This window comes from Lentzea pudingi (assembly GCF_014646255.1).
In the GTDB taxonomy this organism is placed as follows: Bacteria; Actinomycetota; Actinomycetes; order Mycobacteriales; family Pseudonocardiaceae; genus Lentzea; species Lentzea pudingi.
On sequence record NZ_BMNC01000012.1, the window covers coordinates 200,750 to 217,799 of the forward strand.

Genomic DNA, 17,050 nt, shown 5'->3' on the forward strand with positions numbered 1-17,050 from the left:
GCTAACCGGCGATTTACCCGAACGCAATCAGCCTTCTTCGCGCAGCTTCTCCAGCGAAGCGGCCAGGTCAGCCGGGTACTCCGAGGTGTAGGACACCCACTGGCCGTCCGCCGGGTGGTGGAAACCGAGCTGACGCGCGTGCAGCCACTGCCGCGTGACGCCGAGCCGCTTGGCCAGCGTCGGGTCGGCGCCGTACGTCAGGTCGCCCACGCACGGGTGGTGCAGCGCCGAGAAGTGCACACGGATCTGGTGCGTGCGCCCGGTCTCCAGGTGCACCTCGACGAAGGACGCCGCGCGGAACGCCTCGATGACCTCGTAGTGCGTGATGGACGGCTTGCCGTCCTGCATCACGGCGAACTTGTAGTCGTGCTTGGGGTGGCGGTCGATCGGGGCGTCGATGGTGCCCTTGATCGGGTCCGGGTGGCCCTGCACGATCGAGTGGTAGACCTTGTCGACGGTCCGCTCTTTGAAGGCGTGCTTCAAAGCGGAGTACGCGGACTCGGACTTCGCGACCACCATCACGCCGGTCGTGCCGACGTCGAGCCGGTGCACGACGCCCTGGCGCTCGGCGGCCCCGGACGTGGCGACGCGGTGGCCGGCGGCGGCGAGGCCACCGACGACGGTCGGCCCGGTCCAGCCCGGTGACGGGTGCACGGCGACACCGACGGGCTTGTCGACGACGATGATGTCGTCGTCCTCGTGGATGATGACCAGGCCCTCGACGGGGATCGCCTGGACGGTGATCGGCTGCGGCGGCGCCGGCAGCGTGATCTCGAGCATCGACCCGGCGGTGAGCCGGTCGGACTTGCCGACGACCCGGCCGTTCACCAGCACCTCGTCGGCGTCGGCGATGGACGCGACGACGGTGCGGGACAAGCCGAGCAGCTTCGCGAGGCCGGCGTCGACGCGCATGCCGTCCAGACCGTCGGGAATCGGCAGCGTTCGGTAACCGCTCACGCGGGGGCCTCGACCTTCTTCTTCTTGCAGAACCTGCTGAAACTACCAGGAGCAGCTACTTCGACTCCTGCAGACCGCCGGACTCCACGACGGGCTCGGCCTTCTTCACGACGGTCCCGTCGTAGTCGTGCTGCAGGAGCGCCAGGACGATGATCGTCACGCCCCCGCCGACGATCGCCATGTCCGCCACGTTGAACACCGGCCACACCTGGCCGTACGGGTCGAACAGCGACAGGAAGTCGACCACGTGGCCGCGCATCGGGCCCGGCTCGCGGAACAGCCGGTCGGCCAGGTTGCCGACGGCACCGCCCAGCACCAGGCCGAGGCCGACGGCCCAGCCCTGCGAGCGGAGGTTGCGCGAGATCCAGAGGATGAACCCGGCGACGCCGAACGCGATCAGCGCGAGGATCCACGTCATGCTCTCGGCCAGGCCGAACGCGGCGCCGGGGTTGCGGACGAACGTCAGGTAGAGCACGCCACCGAATAGCTTGACCGGGTCGGCGCCCTCCAGGAACGCCACGGACACGACCTTGGTGAGCACGTCGAGGACCAGCACGCCGGCGGCCAGCACCGCGAGGATCGTCGTCTTCGGCTCCGGCAGCGAGCCGGTGATCGAGAACTCCTCCTCGGCGTCCCCGGCCTCGACCGGCGCGTCGGCGGACTTCTCCTCCGGCGTCGCCATCTCCGGCTCGGGAACCTCACCCGACAGCACCGGGGTCGCGACCGTCTCAGGCTCGCTGACCTGCGTTTCCGCAGGTTTGTCAGCGACCTCCCTCGAGGTCTTCGCAGCGGCCTTCTCCGGGGCCTCGGCCTCGTCGCTCACCAGGTCAGTCTCCACTACAGGGACTACGCGAGGAACGGCGGCAGGGTTCGGTTGTCGTCCTGCGGGACCCAGCGGCCGTCGCGCTGCTCGTAGGTCCACTTCGGACCTTCCGTGACCAGAGCGCGCAGGGCCGCGACCAGACGGTCCACGTGCTCGGCCGTCGTGCCAAGGCCGATGGACGCGCGCACGGCCCGTTCCTCGTGCGATCCGACCTGCTTGACCAGGCGTCCCACGATCACGTGCGCGCAGAACGCCCCGTCGCGCACGCCGATGCCGTACTCGGCGGACAGCGCCGCCGCGAGGAAGCCCGCGTCGAAGCCGGAGATCGTGAAGCTCACGACACCGACCTTGTCCGCGTCGGTCAGGATCGCGAGCTCGCGGAAGCCGGGGATGGTGCGCAGCCCCTCCTGCAGGCGGGCCAGCAGCTCCTGCTCGTGCGCGATGGTCTGCTCCCAGTGCCGCGACAGGATCTCGCAGGCCGCGGCCAGCGCGTGCACGCCGACGACGTTCGGGCTGCCGGCCTCGTGCCGCTCGGGCACCGCGGACCAGGCCACGCCGAGGCGGTCGCCGTGGTCGGTCACCTTCGACGTCGCACCGCCGCCGACGAGGTACGGCTGGGCCTGCTGCAACCAGTCCGCGCGGCCGACCAGCACACCCGCGCCGAACGGCGCGTAGATCTTGTGGCCGGAGAACACGATGTAGTCGACGCCCAGCTCACGGGCGTTGATCGGGCGGTGCGGGGCGAGCTGCGCGGCGTCGAGCGCGATGCGCGCGCCGTGGCGGCGGGCGACCTTCGCGAGCTCGGCGACCGGCCACAGCTCCCCCGTGACGTTGGACGCCCCGGTGACGATCACGAGCCGAGGGCCGACCGGGGCGGCGGCGAGGGCCCGGTCCAGCGCGACGATTGCAGCGCCGGACGAAGAAGGAGCGGGAACGCGCTGAACGTTCGGACCACGCCACGGCAACAGCGCGGCGTGGTGCTCGCTGTCGAACAGGACGACGGCGGTGTTCTTGGGAACGCTGCGCGCCAGCAGGTTCAGCGAGTCGGTGGTGTTGCGGGTGAAGACGACGGCGTCGGAGGCGTGCGCCCCGACGAACCTGCGGACGCGGTCGCGGGCCTGCTCGTAGACGCGGGTCGAGACCTGCGAGGCGAACCCGGCGCCGCGGTGCACGCTGGCGTACCAGGGCAGCAGCTCGTCGACGGCGTCGCGCACTTCCTGAAGACAGGGCGCCGAGGCCGCGTGGTCGAGGTTGGCGTAGGTCACGCGCTCTCCGGTGACCAGGGGAACGCGCAGGTCGGCGCCGACGACGGCCGGAACGGCGGTGGTGGTTCCAGGGGTGATCGCGAGCGTCATCGAGGTGCCTCCGAGGCCAGGGGCCCCTTTGTGCGAAGGCCCGCGCTTGACCGGCGCCCCACGCGCCGGACCAGGTCCTCACCAAGGGCACCCCACCGCGGTTGGAGGGTTGCCGGCCAGCAAGCTTGGGCTTGACGCTGGCTCTCATGACCTGCCGACGACGTTAGCGGAGCGTGATCCTCCCGTCGACACCCGATTCACATGGTGAGAAGGCTCGCAGACCGACTAATCGCCGGTCTCGCCCTTCCACCTGGCGTAGCGACCGGCCCTGTCGACGGCACGAACGCGCCGCTCAGCGGCGTCGCGCGCCTCCTCGGTGGTGACGATGAGCAACTGGTCGTCGGTCTGCAACCGGGTCGCCGGTTGTGGCGTGAAACTCTTTTCCGAGCGCACCACGAGCGAGACCGTGGCGCCGGTCGGCAGCCGCAGCTCGGACATGTAGACGCCGTGCAGCTTCGACCCGCGCTGGATGTGGACCTGCAGCAGCTCGGCACCGAGCTCGTCGAGCGGCGAGGAGTCGACCTGGACCTCCACCGCCTCGCCCGTCTTCACCAGCCCGAGCCGCCTCGCAAGGAGCGGCAGCGTCGTGCCCTGCACCACCGTCAGCACGATGACCAGCACGAACACGACGTCGACCAGTTCACGCGCACCCTCGACGCCCTGGATCAGCGGGATCAGCGCGAACACGATCGGCACCGCGCCCCGCAGCCCCGACCACGAGAGGAACGCCTGCTCCCGCCACGGCACCTTGAACGGCAGGGACGCCAGGACCACCGACAGCGGCCGGGCCACGAACGTCAGCACCACGCCCGCGACCAGCGCGGGGAACAGCACGTCGAGCAACCTCGACGGCGAGGCGTAGAGACCGAGCAGCACGAAGAGCCCGATCTGGGCCAGCCAGCCGAGGCCTTCGGCGAACGAGAGGGTGTCGGCGCGGTGCGGCAGGCGGGCGTTGCCGAGGACCAGCGCGGCGACGTACGTGGCGAGGAATCCGGAGGCGTGCGCGAGATCGCCTGCCGTGTAGGCCAGCACGCACACCGCCACCGTGGCGAGCGGGTACAGACCGGTGGAGGGCAGCGCCGCGCGTCTGAGCCCGGCCCCGCCCAGGAATCCCAGTGCCACGCCGATGAGCGCGCCCGCGCCCAGTTCGTAGAGCACCAGCAGCGGTGCGGTCCAGGAGATATGGTCCGACGAAGCCAGCAGCACCACGGCGATGTACACCGGCGCGTCGTTGAGACCGGACTCCAGTTCGAGCGCGCCCGTGAGCCGCGCGCCGACGCCCAACGAGCGCAGGACGCTGAAGACGGCGGCCGCGTCGGTGGACGACAGCACCGCTCCCCACAGCAACGCCATCCGCCAGTCGAGGCCGAGCAGGAAGTGCAGCGCCGTCCCCGTCACCGCGACGCTCACCACAACGGCCACTGTGGACAGTGCGACGCCCAGCCACAGCGACGACTTCACCGCGTTCCAGCGGGTCGTGATGCCACCCTCGGTCAGGATCAGCACCAGCGCCGCGATGCCGAGCGACTGCGTCAGGTCGGCGTCGTCGAACCTGATGCCGACGACGGACTCGCCCAGGAGCACACCGATCCCGAGGTAGAGCAGGAGTGAGGGCAGCCCGAGTCGGGTCGACACCCGCACCGCGATCACGGAGATCAGCAGCACGGCCGCGCCGATGCCCAGAACAGCCGTCACGTCACCCACCTGGACCATTCTGGTTGATCACCACCGATTCCGACGAATCAGACGAGGCCGGAACTCCAGCCGTTCGCCCCTACCGGGCTCATGCACGACGGAGCATGTTGATCAGTGGCTCAATCCCTACCCTGCACGGAGTTGAACCATGAGGATCCTGATCGCGCTGGCGGCCGCCTTGATGGTGACCGGAACCACAGCAGCGCAAGCAGCCGCACCGGCTGCATTGGCGGCGCCGAACATCAACGTCGCGAACGTACAAGCCCACCTCAACCAGTTCCAGTCCATCGCCAACGCCAACGGCGGCAACCGCGCACACGGACGACCGGGGTACCTGGCCTCGATCAACTGGGTGAAGGGCAGGCTCGACGCGGCCGGCTTCACCACCCGCGTCCAGTCGTTCACCTACAACGGCGCCACCGGCTACAACCTGATCGCGGACTACCCCGGTGGCGACCTGAACAACGTCGTCATGCTGGGCGGGCACCTCGACAGCGTCACGTCGGGCCCCGGCATCAACGACAACGGCACGGGCTCCGCGTCCCTGCTCGAGGTCGCCCTGCAGATGAAGGCGACGAACTTCCAGCCGACCAAGCACGTGCGGTTCGGCTGGTGGGGCGCCGAGGAACTCGGTCTGCGCGGCTCGACGTTCTACGTGAACTCCCTGTCCACGACCGACAGGTCGAGGATCAAGGCGTACCTGAACTTCGACATGACGGGCTCGCCGAACCCCGGCTACTTCGTCTACAGCGCGTCCGGTCAGCCCAGCGGTTCGCTGGCGCTGCAGCAGCGTCTGCAGGCGGGCTTCACCGCGCTGAACGTCCAGACGGAGCTCACCAGCGTCGGCGGCCGTTCCGACCACGCGGCGTTCGCCCGCGCGGGCATCCCGGTCGGCGGCACCTTCACCGGTGCCGAGGGCATCAAGACCTCGGCACAGGCGCAGAAGTGGGGCGGCACGGCCGGTCAGGCCTACGACCGCTGCTACCACCGCTCCTGCGACACCACGTCCAACGTCAACGCGACGGCGCTCGACCGCAACGCGGACGTGATCGCCAGCGCGCTCTGGGCGACCGCGGCCTGATCATCTGGCCGTGAGCACCTGCACGGCCTCGTCGAGCACCGGTTCGACGAGGCCGGGCAGGCTCAGCCACATCTGGGCCTGGCCCAGGTAGAGGCTGAACGCGATCAACGCGCGCTTCCTCGCCTGGGCCTCGCCGAACCCGAGCCGCACGAACAGTTCGGTCAGGTACCCGATCCGCTTCTCCGTGACGCGCTGGAGCACCGGCGCGATCACCTCGTTCTGCGCGGCCGCCTGCAACGCCATCTCCACCGACCCCTTGCGGGTGGTGTCGAGCACCATGGCGAACAACGTCCGCAGCTTGTCCCGCGGAGTCCGCTCGGACTCGACGAGCTCGATGACCCTCTCGGTGTGCTCCCGTTCCCACCGCTCGACCGTCGCCCGCAACAACGCGTCGCGGTTCGGGAAGTGGTGGTAGACGCTGCCCTTCGTGGCTCCGGCCCGCGCCGCCAGCGGCTCGATCGCGACCGCCGGCAGTCCGCCCTCGGCCAGCGCTCTCAGCGCCATCTCAGTCCAGTCGTCACGATTCCGCCGCACCACACTTCCATACGCTACCGTACGTTCCAGGAACATACGGCAGCGTATGGAAGGGGTTCTCATGATCAGGAACGTCCACACCCGCGACCTCGGCGTGCCCGCCGGCCCGTTCGTCGACCGCGTTCAGGAGCTCTGGCCACCCGCGTGGGGCAAGCAGGAGGTCGACCGCCCGCTGGGTGTCGGCGCGGACGGCGGGCACGGCCCGATCCGGTACCGCTGCACGGAGTTCGTGCCCGGCGAGTCGATCACCTTCGAGTTCACCGCGATGTCGGGCAGCCACACGCTCTCGGCGTCGGGGGACGTCCTGCGGCACGAGCTGATCGGGAACTTCGGCCTCGCGGACCGGGTCCGGTGGGCGCTGGCGATCCGGTGGCTGCACGACGCGTGCCTCGAGGACCTGTTCGACGCGTGCGAACGCGCGGCGGGCCGGGAACCGAAGTCCCCGGCCCGCTGGTCGCCCTGGGTCAAGCTGGTGCGGCAGTTGTTCACGCCGAGGAAGCGTCAGCCGCAACGCACGTGACGTGACCAGTTTCTGGCCAATCGAGGAGAGCGGTAACAGCTGTTCCGCACGGCGCGAAGGACGACGCACCGTTCCTCCCACCAGACCTGTACTCGCCCGCGATCATCGCACTCACAGCGTTCTCGTACCTGATCACCTGCTACGTCGCGATGGGCTGCTCGGTGCTGCTGGTGCGCTTGTGGCGCAAGCCCTGGCGGACACGACGAGGGGCCGCCGTCCGAAGACAGCGGCCCCTCCTCGCCAGCCAGGTCAGGCCTTCGCGACCGCGACCTTCACCTTGGCACCGTCACCGACCGTGCCCTCGGCGGTGCCCTCACCGAACACCACCGACGACGTCAGCGTCTCCGACCGCACGAACGCCAGGTGCGGCTCCACCGCGGCCTTCACCGCGTCCGGCAGCTCCAGCGTCAGCGTGATCCGGTCCGACACGTCGAGCTGGGCGTCCTTGCGCGCCTGCTGCACCACGCGCACCAGGTCACGCGCGACACCCTCGGCCTCCAGCTCCGGCGACACCACCGTGTCGAGCACGACGACACCGGCGCCACCGGGCAGCGCGGCCGTGGCGGCGGGATCCGTTGCCACCAAACGCTGTTCGTACTCGCCCTCGAACAGCTCGACGCCGGCGGCGACGATCCTGCCGTTCTCCTCGGACCAGTCACCGGCCTTGACGGCCTTGATGACCTTCTGCACGTTCGGCCCGAGCCGCGGGCCGGCCGCACGCGCGTTGACGACCAGCTGGAACTGCCCGAAGGCGTCGACGTCCGTGGACAGCGACACCTCCTTGACGTTGACCTCGTCGCGCACGATCCCGGCGAAGTCCTCCAGCGAACCCGCCACCGGCGACGCCACCGTCAAGCGCGCCAACGGGAGCCGCACGCGCAGCTTGTTCGCCTTGCGCAGCGACAACGCCGTCGAGCAGACGTCGCGCACCTCGTCCATCGCCGCCACCAGCGCGTCGTCCGCCGGCAGTTCCGACACCGACGGGAAGTCCGTCAGGTGCACCGAACGGCCACCGGTCAGCCCGCGCCACACGACCTCGGCCGTGTACGGCAGCAACGGGGCCGTCACGCGCGTGACGACCTCCAGCACGGTGTGCAGGGTGTCGATCGCGTCCTGCTCGCCGTCCCAGAACCGCTGCCGCGACCGCCGCACGTACCAGTTCGTCAGCACCTCCAGGTACTCGCGCACCAGCTGGCACGCACCGGAGATGTCGTAGACGTCCATCGCCGCCTGGACGTCGCGCACCAGGTCGTGCGTCTTCGCCAGCGCGTACCGGTCGAGCACGTTCTTCGAGTCGACGCGCCACGTGCCCTCCTTCCCGGCGGCGTTGGAGTACAACGCCAGGAAGTACCAGGAGTTCCACAGCGGCAGCACCGCCTGGCGCACCGCGTCGCGGATGCCGCGCTCGGTCACCACCAGGTCACCACCGCGCAGGATCGGCGACGCCATCAGGAACCAGCGCATCGCGTCCGAGCCGTCGCGGTCGAAGACCTCGGTGACGTCCGGGTAGTTCTTCAGCGACTTGGACATCTTCTGGCCGTCGTCACCGAGGACGATGCCGTGCGCCATGCAGTCGCGGAACGCGGGCCGGTCGAACAACGCCGTCGCCAGCACGTGCATGGTGTAGAACCACCCGCGCGTCTGGCCGTTGTACTCGACGATGAAGTCGCCCGGGAAGTGGTTCTCGAACCACTCCGCGTTCTCGAACGGGTAGTGCACCTGCGCGAACGACATCGAGCCCGACTCGAACCAGCAGTCGAGCACGTCCGGGATCCGGCGCATGACCGACTTGCCGCTCGGGTCGTCCGGGTTCGGCCGCGTCAGCTCGTCGATGAACGGCCGGTGCAGGTTGTCCGGGCGCACGCCGAAGTCGCGCTCCAGCTCGTCCAGCGACCCGTACACGTCCGTGCGCGGGAACTCGGGGTTGTCCGAGGTCCACACGGGCAGCGGCGAGCCCCAGTACCGGTTGCGCGAGATGTTCCAGTCGCGCGCGTTCTCGAGCCACTTGCCGAACTGGCCGTCCTTGATGTGACCCGGCACCCAGTTGATCTGCTGGTTGAGCTCGACCATCCGGTCCTTGAACTGCGTGACCGCGACGAACCACGCCGACAGAGCGCGCTGGATCAGCGGGTTCTGGCAGCGCCAGCAGTGCGGGTACGGGTGGTCGTAGGTCTCGTGGCGCAGCAGCAGGCCCGCGTCCTTGAGGTCGCGGATGATCAGCTTGTTCGCCTCGAAGACGTGCACGCCCTGGTACGGCGCCACTTCCGCGGTGAACTTGCCGTCCGGCCCGACCGGCACGACGACCTCGATGCCCGCCGCGTCCGTCACGACCTTGTCGTCCTCACCGAACGCCGGTGCGATGTGGACGATGCCCGTGCCGTCGTCGGTGGTCACGTAGTCGGCCGTGAGCACCTGGTGCGCGTTCTCGCGCCCCACGAAGAAGTCGAACGGCGGCAGGTACTTCTTGCCGACCAGGTCCGAGCCCTTGTGGCGGGCGACGACTTCGGGCTCCTCGCCCAGTTCACGCGCGTACGCCGCGACCCGGGCCTCCGCCAGCAGGTACTTGTCGCCGTCCGAACCCACGACCGTCACGTAGTCGACGTCCGGGTGCACGGCAGCGGCCAGGTTGCTCGGCAACGTCCACGGCGTCGTCGTCCAGACCAGGGCCTTTTCACCGGACTCGAGGCGCAGCGCCACCGTGACGGCCGGGTCCTGCCGGTCCCGGTACGCGTCGTCCATCTTGGTCTCGGTGTTGGACAGCGGCGTCTGGCAACGCCAGCAGTACCAGAGCACCCGGAAGCCCTCGTAGATCAAGCCCTTGTCCCACAAGGCCTTGAACGCCCACATGACACTTTCCATGTAGTCGAGGTCGAGCGTCTTGTAGTCGTTGTCGAAGTCGACCCAGCGAGCCTGCCGCGTCACGTAGTCGCGCCACTGGTCCGTGTACTGCAACACGGACGTGCGGCACGCCTCGTTGAACTTCTCGATGCCGAGCTCGTCGATCTCGTGCTTCTGCGTGATGCCGAGCTGCTTCTCCGCCTCGTACTCGGCGGGCATGCCGTGCGTGTCCCAGCCGAACCGGCGCTCGACGTGCTTGCCGCGCATCGTCTGGTAGCGCGGCACGACGTCCTTGACGTACCCGGTCAGCAGGTGCCCGTAGTGCGGCAGGCCGTTCGCGAACGGCGGGCCGTCGTAGAAGACGAACTCGTTGTCGCCGTTCTCGCCGGCCGCGTTGCGCTCGATGCTCGCCTGGAAGGTCTCGTCGTCCTTCCAGTACCCGAGCACGTCCTGCTCGAGGTTCGGAAAGGACGGCTGCGCCGGGACCTCGTTCTGTCCGGCCCTGGGGTAGGCCATCTCCACTGCTCCTCGCGGTCACGTTGGACACGCGAGGACGACACGCCGATGTGGCTCGGCCTGCCGCGGTACCACCCCGCTTGCCCGCCCCCTGGGGACGAGCCTCTCGTTCTTCGGCTGTGACGGGCCGGTCCCGTCCGGTTCTACTGGGGCCGCAGAGTCGAACACTGCCGCCTGTTCTTCCGGAGGCTCCCCGGTGATGGCCGGATCGGTGCCTGTGGTTACAGGGTAACCGGAGGCGCAAACCGTATGCTCGGCCGATGACGTTGACCATCGCGTTGTCGATCGTGCTGGCCCTGCTGTTCGTCGCAACAGGCGCGGGCAAGCTGTTCGGCGCGAAGGCGTCACTGGAGGCACGCGACCACTTCCGGATGAACCCGGCGCTGTGGCGCACCATCGGCGCGCTGGAGTGGGCCGGTGCCGCGGGCCTGGTCGTCGGCCTCGTCACGTGGGAGGGGGTGGCGCACGCGGCCACCGTCGGGCTCGGGCTGCTGATGGTCGGCGCCACGATCACGCGGCTGCGCTACGACTCGAAGCCGTCGGGCGTGGTCCTGGACCTGGTGCTGCTGGGTCTGCTGATCACGTTGCTGTTCCTGGACCGGTGAAGTTCCACCTCCTCGGCACACCTGAGGTCCGGCGCGACGGAGAGCTCGTCGACGTGGGTCACGCACGCCAGTTGAGCGTGCTGGCGGTGTTGCTGGTCGACGTCCACCAGGTCGTCGGCGTCGACAAGCTGCTGTCCCGGGTGTGGGGTGACGCGCCGCCGCGGCAGGCCAAGGCCGCGCTCTACAGCTACGTGTCGCGGTTGCGGACGGCGTTGGACGGCATCCCGATCGTGCGTCGTTCCGGCGGGTACGTGCTGGAGGCGGATCCCGCGTCCATCGACTTGCACCACTTCCGCTCTCTCGTGGCGCTCGGACGGCCTGATGAGGCGATGGCGCTCGTGCGTGGCGAACCGTTCGAGGGGCTGCACGGCGCGTGGTTCGACGGTCTGCGCGAGACGCTGGCGGGCGAGATCACCGCTGCCGAGTTGGACCACATCGACGCGCGCCTGGCCGCCGGGGAGCACCTCTCTCTCGTTGCCGAACTGACTGCGCGCACGTCCGAACGCCCGCTCGACGAACGGCTCGCCGGGCAGCTGATGCGTGCGTTGATCGGCGCCGGCCAACGCGCTGATGCGCTCGCCTACTACTCGGGGCTGCGTGATCGGCTCGCGGACGAACTGGGCCTCGACCCCGGTCCCGCGTTGCGCGACCTGCACGCGTCGCTGGTCCAACGTCCACAGTGGAGTCCGCGCCAGCTTCCGCCCGCGCCGACGGATTTCGCCGGCATGGCGGCTGAGCTGGCGGCCCTCGACCTGGCCGGGCCGATCGTCACGATCACCGGACCGGCCGGCTCCGGCAAGACGCGGCTCGCGTTGCACTGGGCGCACGAGCACGCCGCCGACTACCCCGACGGCCAGCTGTTCGTCGCTCTCGACGACTCCGACCCCGCCGACGTCGTCCGCGGGTTCATCACGGCGCTGGGCACCAGCCCGGACGGCATCCCGCCGGAGCCGCACGCGCAGACGGCGCTCTACCGCACGTTGCTGGCCGATCGGCGAATGCTGATCGTGCTCGACAACGCCGCGGACACCGCACAGGTCGTGCCGCTGCTGCCGGGCACCCCGCGCTGCCGGGTCGTCGTGACGAGCCGCGAACGCCTGCCCGGTCTCGTCACCGCCCACGGCGCGCGCCCGGTCGTGCTCTGAGTAGAAGCACTCATGCCGCGGGTTGCGCACCTGCGCCAGACTGGCCCCCACAGACCATCTCTCTGGGGGATCAGATGCGTGTCTTGGCTTTGACCTGCGCTCTCACACTGCTGGGCGCGGGAGTCGCGTCCGCTGCCGAGCCGTCGACGTTCACGTTCGACGCCGAGGCCGGCGCCTTCCCGATCTCCGCCGTCAGCGGTGAGTGGACCACGCCGGACGCGGAGTTCATCGTGGGACAGCGGGGCTGGGACGACAACACCCTGCACATCGACGTCGAAAGCCGCCAGGCCCGGACCTACTACGTCGTCGACCTCTCGCGCCACGACGGGCTGCCGATCACGCCGGGCACCTACACCGACGAGCGGGCGATCGTCATCGAGAAGGGCCTCGGCTGCATCGACGACAAGGCCGACTACACCATCGACCGTCTCGAGCTCGACGACCGGGGATTCGTGACCGCGCTCGACGGCTCCGTCGAGCACCGCTGCAGCGACAAACCGGACAACGCGTTCCGCGCGAAGATCAGCTACCGGCGCTGACACCACGCCCACGTCCAGGGCTCCAGCGGGCCGCTCAGTCCACCTGTGCTGAGCGGCTCCTGCGCACCAGCACCGCGTCAGGGGTGCACAGCGCGCACGGCGTGAACTGCAGTTGCCGTGCTTCCTGCACCGGGAGGCCCAGCGTGGGCCTCCCGGCAAGCCAGGAACACGAGCTCAGGTGGTACCGGGGCCGCTCGTCCAGCACCCGGACCTCGTCCACCAGATCGGCCACGACGAGCATGTCCGCCGCGTCGGTGTCCTCTTCCGGTGGTTCCTCGTCAGCGGGCGGCGTGTCGGCTTCTGCCGAGACGACCACCCGTTGATCATCAGCCACAGCTTGTTGATCTACACTCTGCGCGTCGGCAGCGGGGTCCCCCGGCCGTCTCCGCCACCAGTCCCCAGCGAGGACCAGGGCGGCGAGCACGCTCGCGCCCACGGAGGACCACGCCCAGATCGTGTTGGACGTGGCCAGTGCGGGAACGAGCAACCCGAGGGCTGCCAGCACCAGAAGCAGAACTACGAAGAGCACCTAGCGAACAGTAGTTCAGCCCGCTTCGGCGCGTGCGCCGAACGAGTAGCCCTGGGAACGACCCTCGGACGGTGCGGCGGGGCCGCGGTCCTGGAGGTCGCGCAGGGACGACTCGAGCATGGTCTTCAGTCGCGTGCGGTACTCGCGCTCGAACGTCTGCAGCTTGTCGATCTGCTTCTCGAGCGTGTTCTTCTCCTGGGTGATGTTGCCCATCACCTCAGCGTGCTTGCGCTGCGCGTCACGGTCCAGCGCGGTGGCCTTCTCACGGGCCTGCCGCTCCAGCGTCTCGGAACGCGTCCGCGCGTCGTTGAGCATGGTCTCGGCACGCGTGCGCGCCTCGTTGACCATCGTGTCGGCCTTGGCGCGAGCCTCGGACAACAGCTGCTCGGACTTCGTGCGGGCCTCGGACAGCATGCCGTCCGCCTCGGCCTTCGCCTCGCCCGTCAGCCGGTCCGCCATCTCCTGGGCGAGGCCCAGGACCTTCGCGGCCTGCACGTGGTGGTCTCCGCCACCACCGGGGGACGTCTGCTCCATCACCGAGGGCGGCGGGACCGGCGCCAGGCGGCGCGGCTCCTCCACCGGCATACGGCTCGTCATGGGGCTGGCAGAAGCCTTCGCTCGCGCGTCGTCGAGATCGGCGCGCGAAGTCTCGAGCTGCTGGTCGAGCTGCTCGACTTGCTGACGGAGGTCGTTGTTCTCCTCGATCAAGCGGGCGAGCTCGCCCTCAACCAGGTCGAGGAACGCGTCCACCTCGTCCTCGTTGTAGCCCCGCTTGCCAATCGGCGGCTTGCTGAATGCAACGTTGTGCACATCAGCGGGGGTCAACGGCATCGGATCACCTCTCGCACTCCTGGGCTGCGGTCATCCCACGGTTCCCCGTCACCTGGGATCTGCGAATCGCATCAGAATGATAACGACTAGCCACAGCACAATAATCGATAGGTCCAGCCCGACGCCCCCGATCCGCACTGTCGGGATCACCCGACGGAGCAGTAGGACCGGTGGGTCGGTGACCGTGTACACGGTCTCCAGCGTCACGGCCACGCCGCCGGCCGGGCGCCATTCCCTCGCGAACGTCCGCACCATCTCGACCACGACACGCGCGGTCAGGAACAGGGAGAACGCGAACAGGACGTAGAAGATGACGAGACGGATCGGGTCCACGGGTCAACTCTAACCGTGGTTCCCGAAGCCACCCTCCGCCAGCTTCCTGCGGTCCTCCGCCGTGACGTCAACGTTCGGCGGTGAGAGAAGGAACACCCTGCTCGTGATCTTGTCCATGGACCCGCGCAGAGCGAACGCGAGACCGGCCGAGAAGTCGACGAGACGCTTCGCGTCCGCGTCGTCCATGTCGGTCAGGTTCAAGATCACCGGGGTGCCGTCCCGGTAGTGCTCCCCGATCGTGCGCGCCTCGCTGTAGGTACGGGGGTGAAGCGTGGTGATGCGCGCCAACGGGTTGCCTGCCGGCTCTGCCACGGGACGCAGCCTGCTCACGGGCTCGCGCTGCGGCTCGACCGCGAGTGCGCCGTGCACGGGGGCATCGGCACTCCAGCGTCGCGTGCTCGAGGGGCTGCCCCCGCGCCGCGACTCCGGCTCGTAGTCGTCCGACTCGTCGATGTCGGCCCGGTACCCGGAGCCCTGGAGCTCCGACCGGCCCGGCGTGAACACGCGGCTGCGCCGCGGGTACGGGTCGTAGTCGTCGGCCTCGGCCGCGTACTCGGACCGGTAGTCGCCGTAGCGACCTCGGTCGTCGTCGTAGCCGGGGTCGTCTGCGTACTCGGCGGGGACCATCCCGAAGTAGGCCTTCAGCTTGTGCAAAGCGCTCATTCCAGCCCCTCCTCGGCGGTTCCCCACTCTTAGGGACGGTGCGGACGGTCCCGAGGTTCCCGACAACCTACGGCGAGGTTAGTCGCCGGCTGCCGAGCAACGCCGTTCCGACACGCACACAGGTCGATCCGTGCGAGATGGCATCTTCCAGGTCACCGCTCATTCCCGCTGACACGTGCGTGGCAGTGGGATGATCATCACGTAGGCGAGATACCACCGAAACCAACGCCTGAAACGCCTGCGATGGATTCATCGTCCGAGGCGCGACAGTCATCGCACCTCGGAGAATAAGATCACCCGAACGAGTGATCACGCCAGCCAGTTCCGCCACATCCGCAACAGCAACCCCACCGCGCGACGTGTCCCCGTCGATGCTGACCTGCAACAAGACGTCCAAAGTCGTACCCCGCGAACGCGCCGCCTTCGCCAACGCCTCGGCCAGCCGCACGCTGTCCACGGAGTCGACCTGATCGGCCCACCCGACGACGGACTTCGCTTTGTTGCGCTGCAACCGCCCGACCATGTGCCATCTCGCTTCTTCGAGATGTCTCAATTGGCCGACCTTCTCGCTCGCCTCCTGATCCCGGTTCTCCGCGAAGTGCCGGAGTCCGAGCTCATAAAGGATCTCCACATCGCTGGCGGGCCAGGTTTTCGTCACCGCGAGCAACATCACTTCCCCGCGCTCACGCCCCGCCACCCCACAGGCCTTGGCGATGCGCTCCTCGACCTCGGCGAGGTTCGCCTCCAACTCCTCGGCACGGTTCACGGCTCGATCCAGACCACCGACGCAAGCCGCCCCGTAGGCGCCTGCCGCCGGTGACTGAACAGGTCCTTCTCCTCGAACGTGCACCGAGGATCAGCCCCGATCTTCCCCACCCCGGCACTGGCGAGCTGGTTCCACAGCCCGGCCCGAAGGTCCAACGCGGGCGTACCCTTCCGCGACTTGGAGGCGCTACCAGGCAGATGCTTCTCGACGTCCTTCTGCATCTCGACAGGCACCTCATAACACTCACCACACACCGAGGGCCCCAACAACACCTCGATGCGCTCGAGCTCGGCCCCCAGCGCCATCATCGCCTTGAGCGCCTCGACAACCACCCCAACCCGAGCCCCGACCCGCCCAGCGTGCACGGCCCCGACAACACCAGCCTCTTGATCACCGAGCAACACCGGCACACAGTCGGCAGTCAACACGACAAGCCCGAGCCCAGCCCGTTTCGTCACAACGGCATCAGTGGCCTCAAGCGGCTCACCCTGCGGCCCGTCAACGGTGGCAACAGTGCGCCCGTGCACCTGCTCCATCCAGACCAACCGGTCGGGCGCAAGCCCAACCCCTTCAGCCAGTCTCCGACGGTTGGCCTCAACGGCCTCAAGCTCGTCCCCAACGTGATCGCCGAGGTTGAACGAGTCGAAGGGCGCCTTGGACACACCACCGGCGCGGGTGGTGACAACACGACGAATGCGCACGCCCACACCCTAGTTCGCACCCCGAACCACCCCAGCCACGCCTCTCCCGAGCCGCGCCACCCCACCCGCGCGACCCGAGAGGCGACCAGCCAGAGCACGAGGCACGAGGGCACGAGCACGAGGCACGAGGCACGAGGCACGCCAGCTCGCCGCGACGCCGCAGGCGAGCCGTCCTTCCCCACGCGATGCCGAAGGCGAGCCGCCCTTGGTCTCGCGATGCCGGAGGCGAGGCGCCCTTCCCCACGCGACGCCGCAGGCGAGCCGCCCTTCGCTCTCGCGACGCCGAAGGCGAGCCGCCCTTCGCTCTCGCGATGCCGCAGGCGAGCCGTCTTTCCAAACCCGAGGGGCGGTGGGGTCCCATCACGAGTCGCGCCACAGCACTTGCTGCATGCCTGAAGGGGTGTCAAGCAGGCACGCTTTTCGCCTGCTTGACACCCCTTCAGGCATGTGGCCCGCTCTTGGCTCGGCTCGTGATGGGACCCCACCGCCGACGCCACCAAACTACGCAACCGGCAGCCGCTCGAAGCAACAGGCGTGCCATCTACCCGCAGGCAGCGCGGGCCCCCTGATCAGAGGTGGATTCCAGGGGTCGTCGCAACACAGATGATCAATTGGTGTC

The 17,050-nt window shown here is 68.9% G+C and carries 17 protein-coding genes and 1 riboswitch; of the genes, 5 read left to right on the top strand and 12 right to left on the bottom strand.

What is annotated here, in order from left to right; translation table 11 throughout:
* Window positions 1-27: 27 nt before the first annotated feature.
* The 4 genes from IEY88_RS32425 to IEY88_RS32440 all read right to left on the bottom strand — a co-directional run bounded on the left by IEY88_RS32425 (window position 28) and on the right by IEY88_RS32440 (window position 4,848).
* Window positions 28-912 (bottom strand): RluA family pseudouridine synthase, encoded by an 885-nt coding sequence (locus tag IEY88_RS32425; protein ID WP_189158730.1) that lies wholly within the window; start codon window positions 910-912, stop codon window positions 28-30.
* Window positions 913-1,012: 100 nt separating this feature from the next.
* Complete coding sequence (lspA, locus tag IEY88_RS32430) at window positions 1,013-1,780, bottom strand: signal peptidase II (protein WP_229693974.1); 768 nt, start codon at window positions 1,778-1,780, stop codon at window positions 1,013-1,015.
* A 23-nt stretch (window positions 1,781-1,803) separates the two neighbouring features.
* Window positions 1,804-3,135 carry an aminotransferase class V-fold PLP-dependent enzyme gene (locus tag IEY88_RS32435; RefSeq protein ID WP_189158699.1) on the bottom strand — a complete coding sequence of 444 codons (1,332 nt, stop codon included), beginning with the start codon at window positions 3,133-3,135 and terminating at the stop codon, window positions 1,804-1,806.
* 37 nt (window positions 3,136-3,172) lie between these two features.
* A riboswitch (SAM riboswitch) is annotated at window positions 3,173-3,287 on the bottom strand.
* A gap of 73 nt (window positions 3,288-3,360) precedes the next feature.
* Window positions 3,361-4,848, bottom strand: a complete 1,488-nt coding sequence (locus IEY88_RS32440; protein ID WP_189158700.1) for a potassium/proton antiporter — start codon at window positions 4,846-4,848, stop codon at window positions 3,361-3,363.
* Between the two features lie 130 nt (window positions 4,849-4,978).
* Between IEY88_RS32440 and IEY88_RS32445 the strand changes: the two genes are divergently transcribed.
* Window positions 4,979-5,911, top strand: coding sequence for a M28 family metallopeptidase (locus IEY88_RS32445; protein ID WP_229693975.1), 933 nt, complete (start codon window positions 4,979-4,981; stop codon window positions 5,909-5,911).
* Here IEY88_RS32445 and IEY88_RS32450 read toward each other — a convergent pair whose 3' ends face one another.
* Entirely contained in the window at window positions 5,912-6,445 is a 534-nt protein-coding gene (locus tag IEY88_RS32450; RefSeq protein WP_229693976.1) for a TetR/AcrR family transcriptional regulator, read from the bottom strand.
* Window positions 6,446-6,506: 61 nt separating this feature from the next.
* Here IEY88_RS32450 and IEY88_RS32455 point away from each other — a divergent pair, with 61 nt between their 5' ends.
* Entirely contained in the window at window positions 6,507-6,965 is a 459-nt protein-coding gene (locus IEY88_RS32455) for an SRPBCC family protein (RefSeq protein WP_189158702.1), read from the top strand.
* 249 nt (window positions 6,966-7,214) lie between these two features.
* Here IEY88_RS32455 and ileS read toward each other — a convergent pair whose 3' ends face one another.
* Window positions 7,215-10,319, bottom strand: a complete 3,105-nt coding sequence (ileS, locus tag IEY88_RS32460; RefSeq protein WP_189158703.1) for an isoleucine--tRNA ligase — start codon at window positions 10,317-10,319, stop codon at window positions 7,215-7,217.
* A gap of 260 nt (window positions 10,320-10,579) precedes the next feature.
* Here ileS and IEY88_RS32465 point away from each other — a divergent pair, with 260 nt between their 5' ends.
* From IEY88_RS32465 to IEY88_RS32475, 3 genes are all read left to right on the top strand, one after another.
* Window positions 10,580-10,924, top strand: coding sequence for a DoxX family protein (locus tag IEY88_RS32465; protein ID WP_189158704.1), 345 nt, complete (start codon window positions 10,580-10,582; stop codon window positions 10,922-10,924).
* Window positions 10,921-12,069, top strand: coding sequence for an AfsR/SARP family transcriptional regulator (locus tag IEY88_RS32470; RefSeq protein ID WP_189158705.1), 1,149 nt, complete (start codon window positions 10,921-10,923; stop codon window positions 12,067-12,069). Before IEY88_RS32465 ends, IEY88_RS32470 begins: the two co-directional genes overlap by 4 nt.
* A 74-nt stretch (window positions 12,070-12,143) precedes the next feature.
* Window positions 12,144-12,608 carry a hypothetical protein gene (locus tag IEY88_RS32475; protein ID WP_189158706.1) on the top strand — a complete coding sequence of 155 codons (465 nt, stop codon included), beginning with the start codon at window positions 12,144-12,146 and terminating at the stop codon, window positions 12,606-12,608.
* A gap of 34 nt (window positions 12,609-12,642) precedes the next feature.
* On the opposite strand, the gene IEY88_RS32480 is transcribed toward IEY88_RS32475, so the two are convergent.
* The 6 genes from IEY88_RS32480 to pgeF all read right to left on the bottom strand — a co-directional run bounded on the left by IEY88_RS32480 (window position 12,643) and on the right by pgeF (window position 16,431).
* On the bottom strand, window positions 12,643-13,137 hold the full coding sequence (locus IEY88_RS32480) for a hypothetical protein (protein ID WP_189158707.1): 495 nt from the start codon (window positions 13,135-13,137) through the stop codon (window positions 12,643-12,645).
* A 15-nt stretch (window positions 13,138-13,152) separates the two neighbouring features.
* Entirely contained in the window at window positions 13,153-13,968 is an 816-nt protein-coding gene (gene wag31 / locus IEY88_RS32485; RefSeq protein ID WP_189158708.1) for a DivIVA-like cell division protein Wag31, read from the bottom strand.
* Window positions 13,969-14,016: 48 nt separating this feature from the next.
* The gene (locus IEY88_RS32490) at window positions 14,017-14,292 is read right to left on the bottom strand and encodes a YggT family protein (protein ID WP_189158733.1); all 276 of its coding nucleotides are present in this window, start codon (window positions 14,290-14,292) and stop codon (window positions 14,017-14,019) included.
* An 18-nt stretch (window positions 14,293-14,310) separates the two neighbouring features.
* Window positions 14,311-14,964: a cell division protein SepF gene (locus tag IEY88_RS32495; RefSeq protein ID WP_189158709.1), complete on the bottom strand. Its 654-nt coding sequence runs from the start codon at window positions 14,962-14,964 to the stop codon at window positions 14,311-14,313.
* Window positions 14,965-15,031: 67 nt separating this feature from the next.
* On the bottom strand, window positions 15,032-15,730 hold the full coding sequence (locus IEY88_RS32500; RefSeq protein ID WP_189158710.1) for a YggS family pyridoxal phosphate-dependent enzyme: 699 nt from the start codon (window positions 15,728-15,730) through the stop codon (window positions 15,032-15,034).
* A complete protein-coding gene (gene pgeF / locus IEY88_RS32505; RefSeq protein ID WP_189158711.1) occupies window positions 15,727-16,431 on the bottom strand; it encodes a peptidoglycan editing factor PgeF in 705 nt (234 codons plus the stop codon). Before pgeF ends, IEY88_RS32500 begins: the two co-directional genes overlap by 4 nt.
* Window positions 16,432-17,050: the final 619 nt, after the last annotated feature.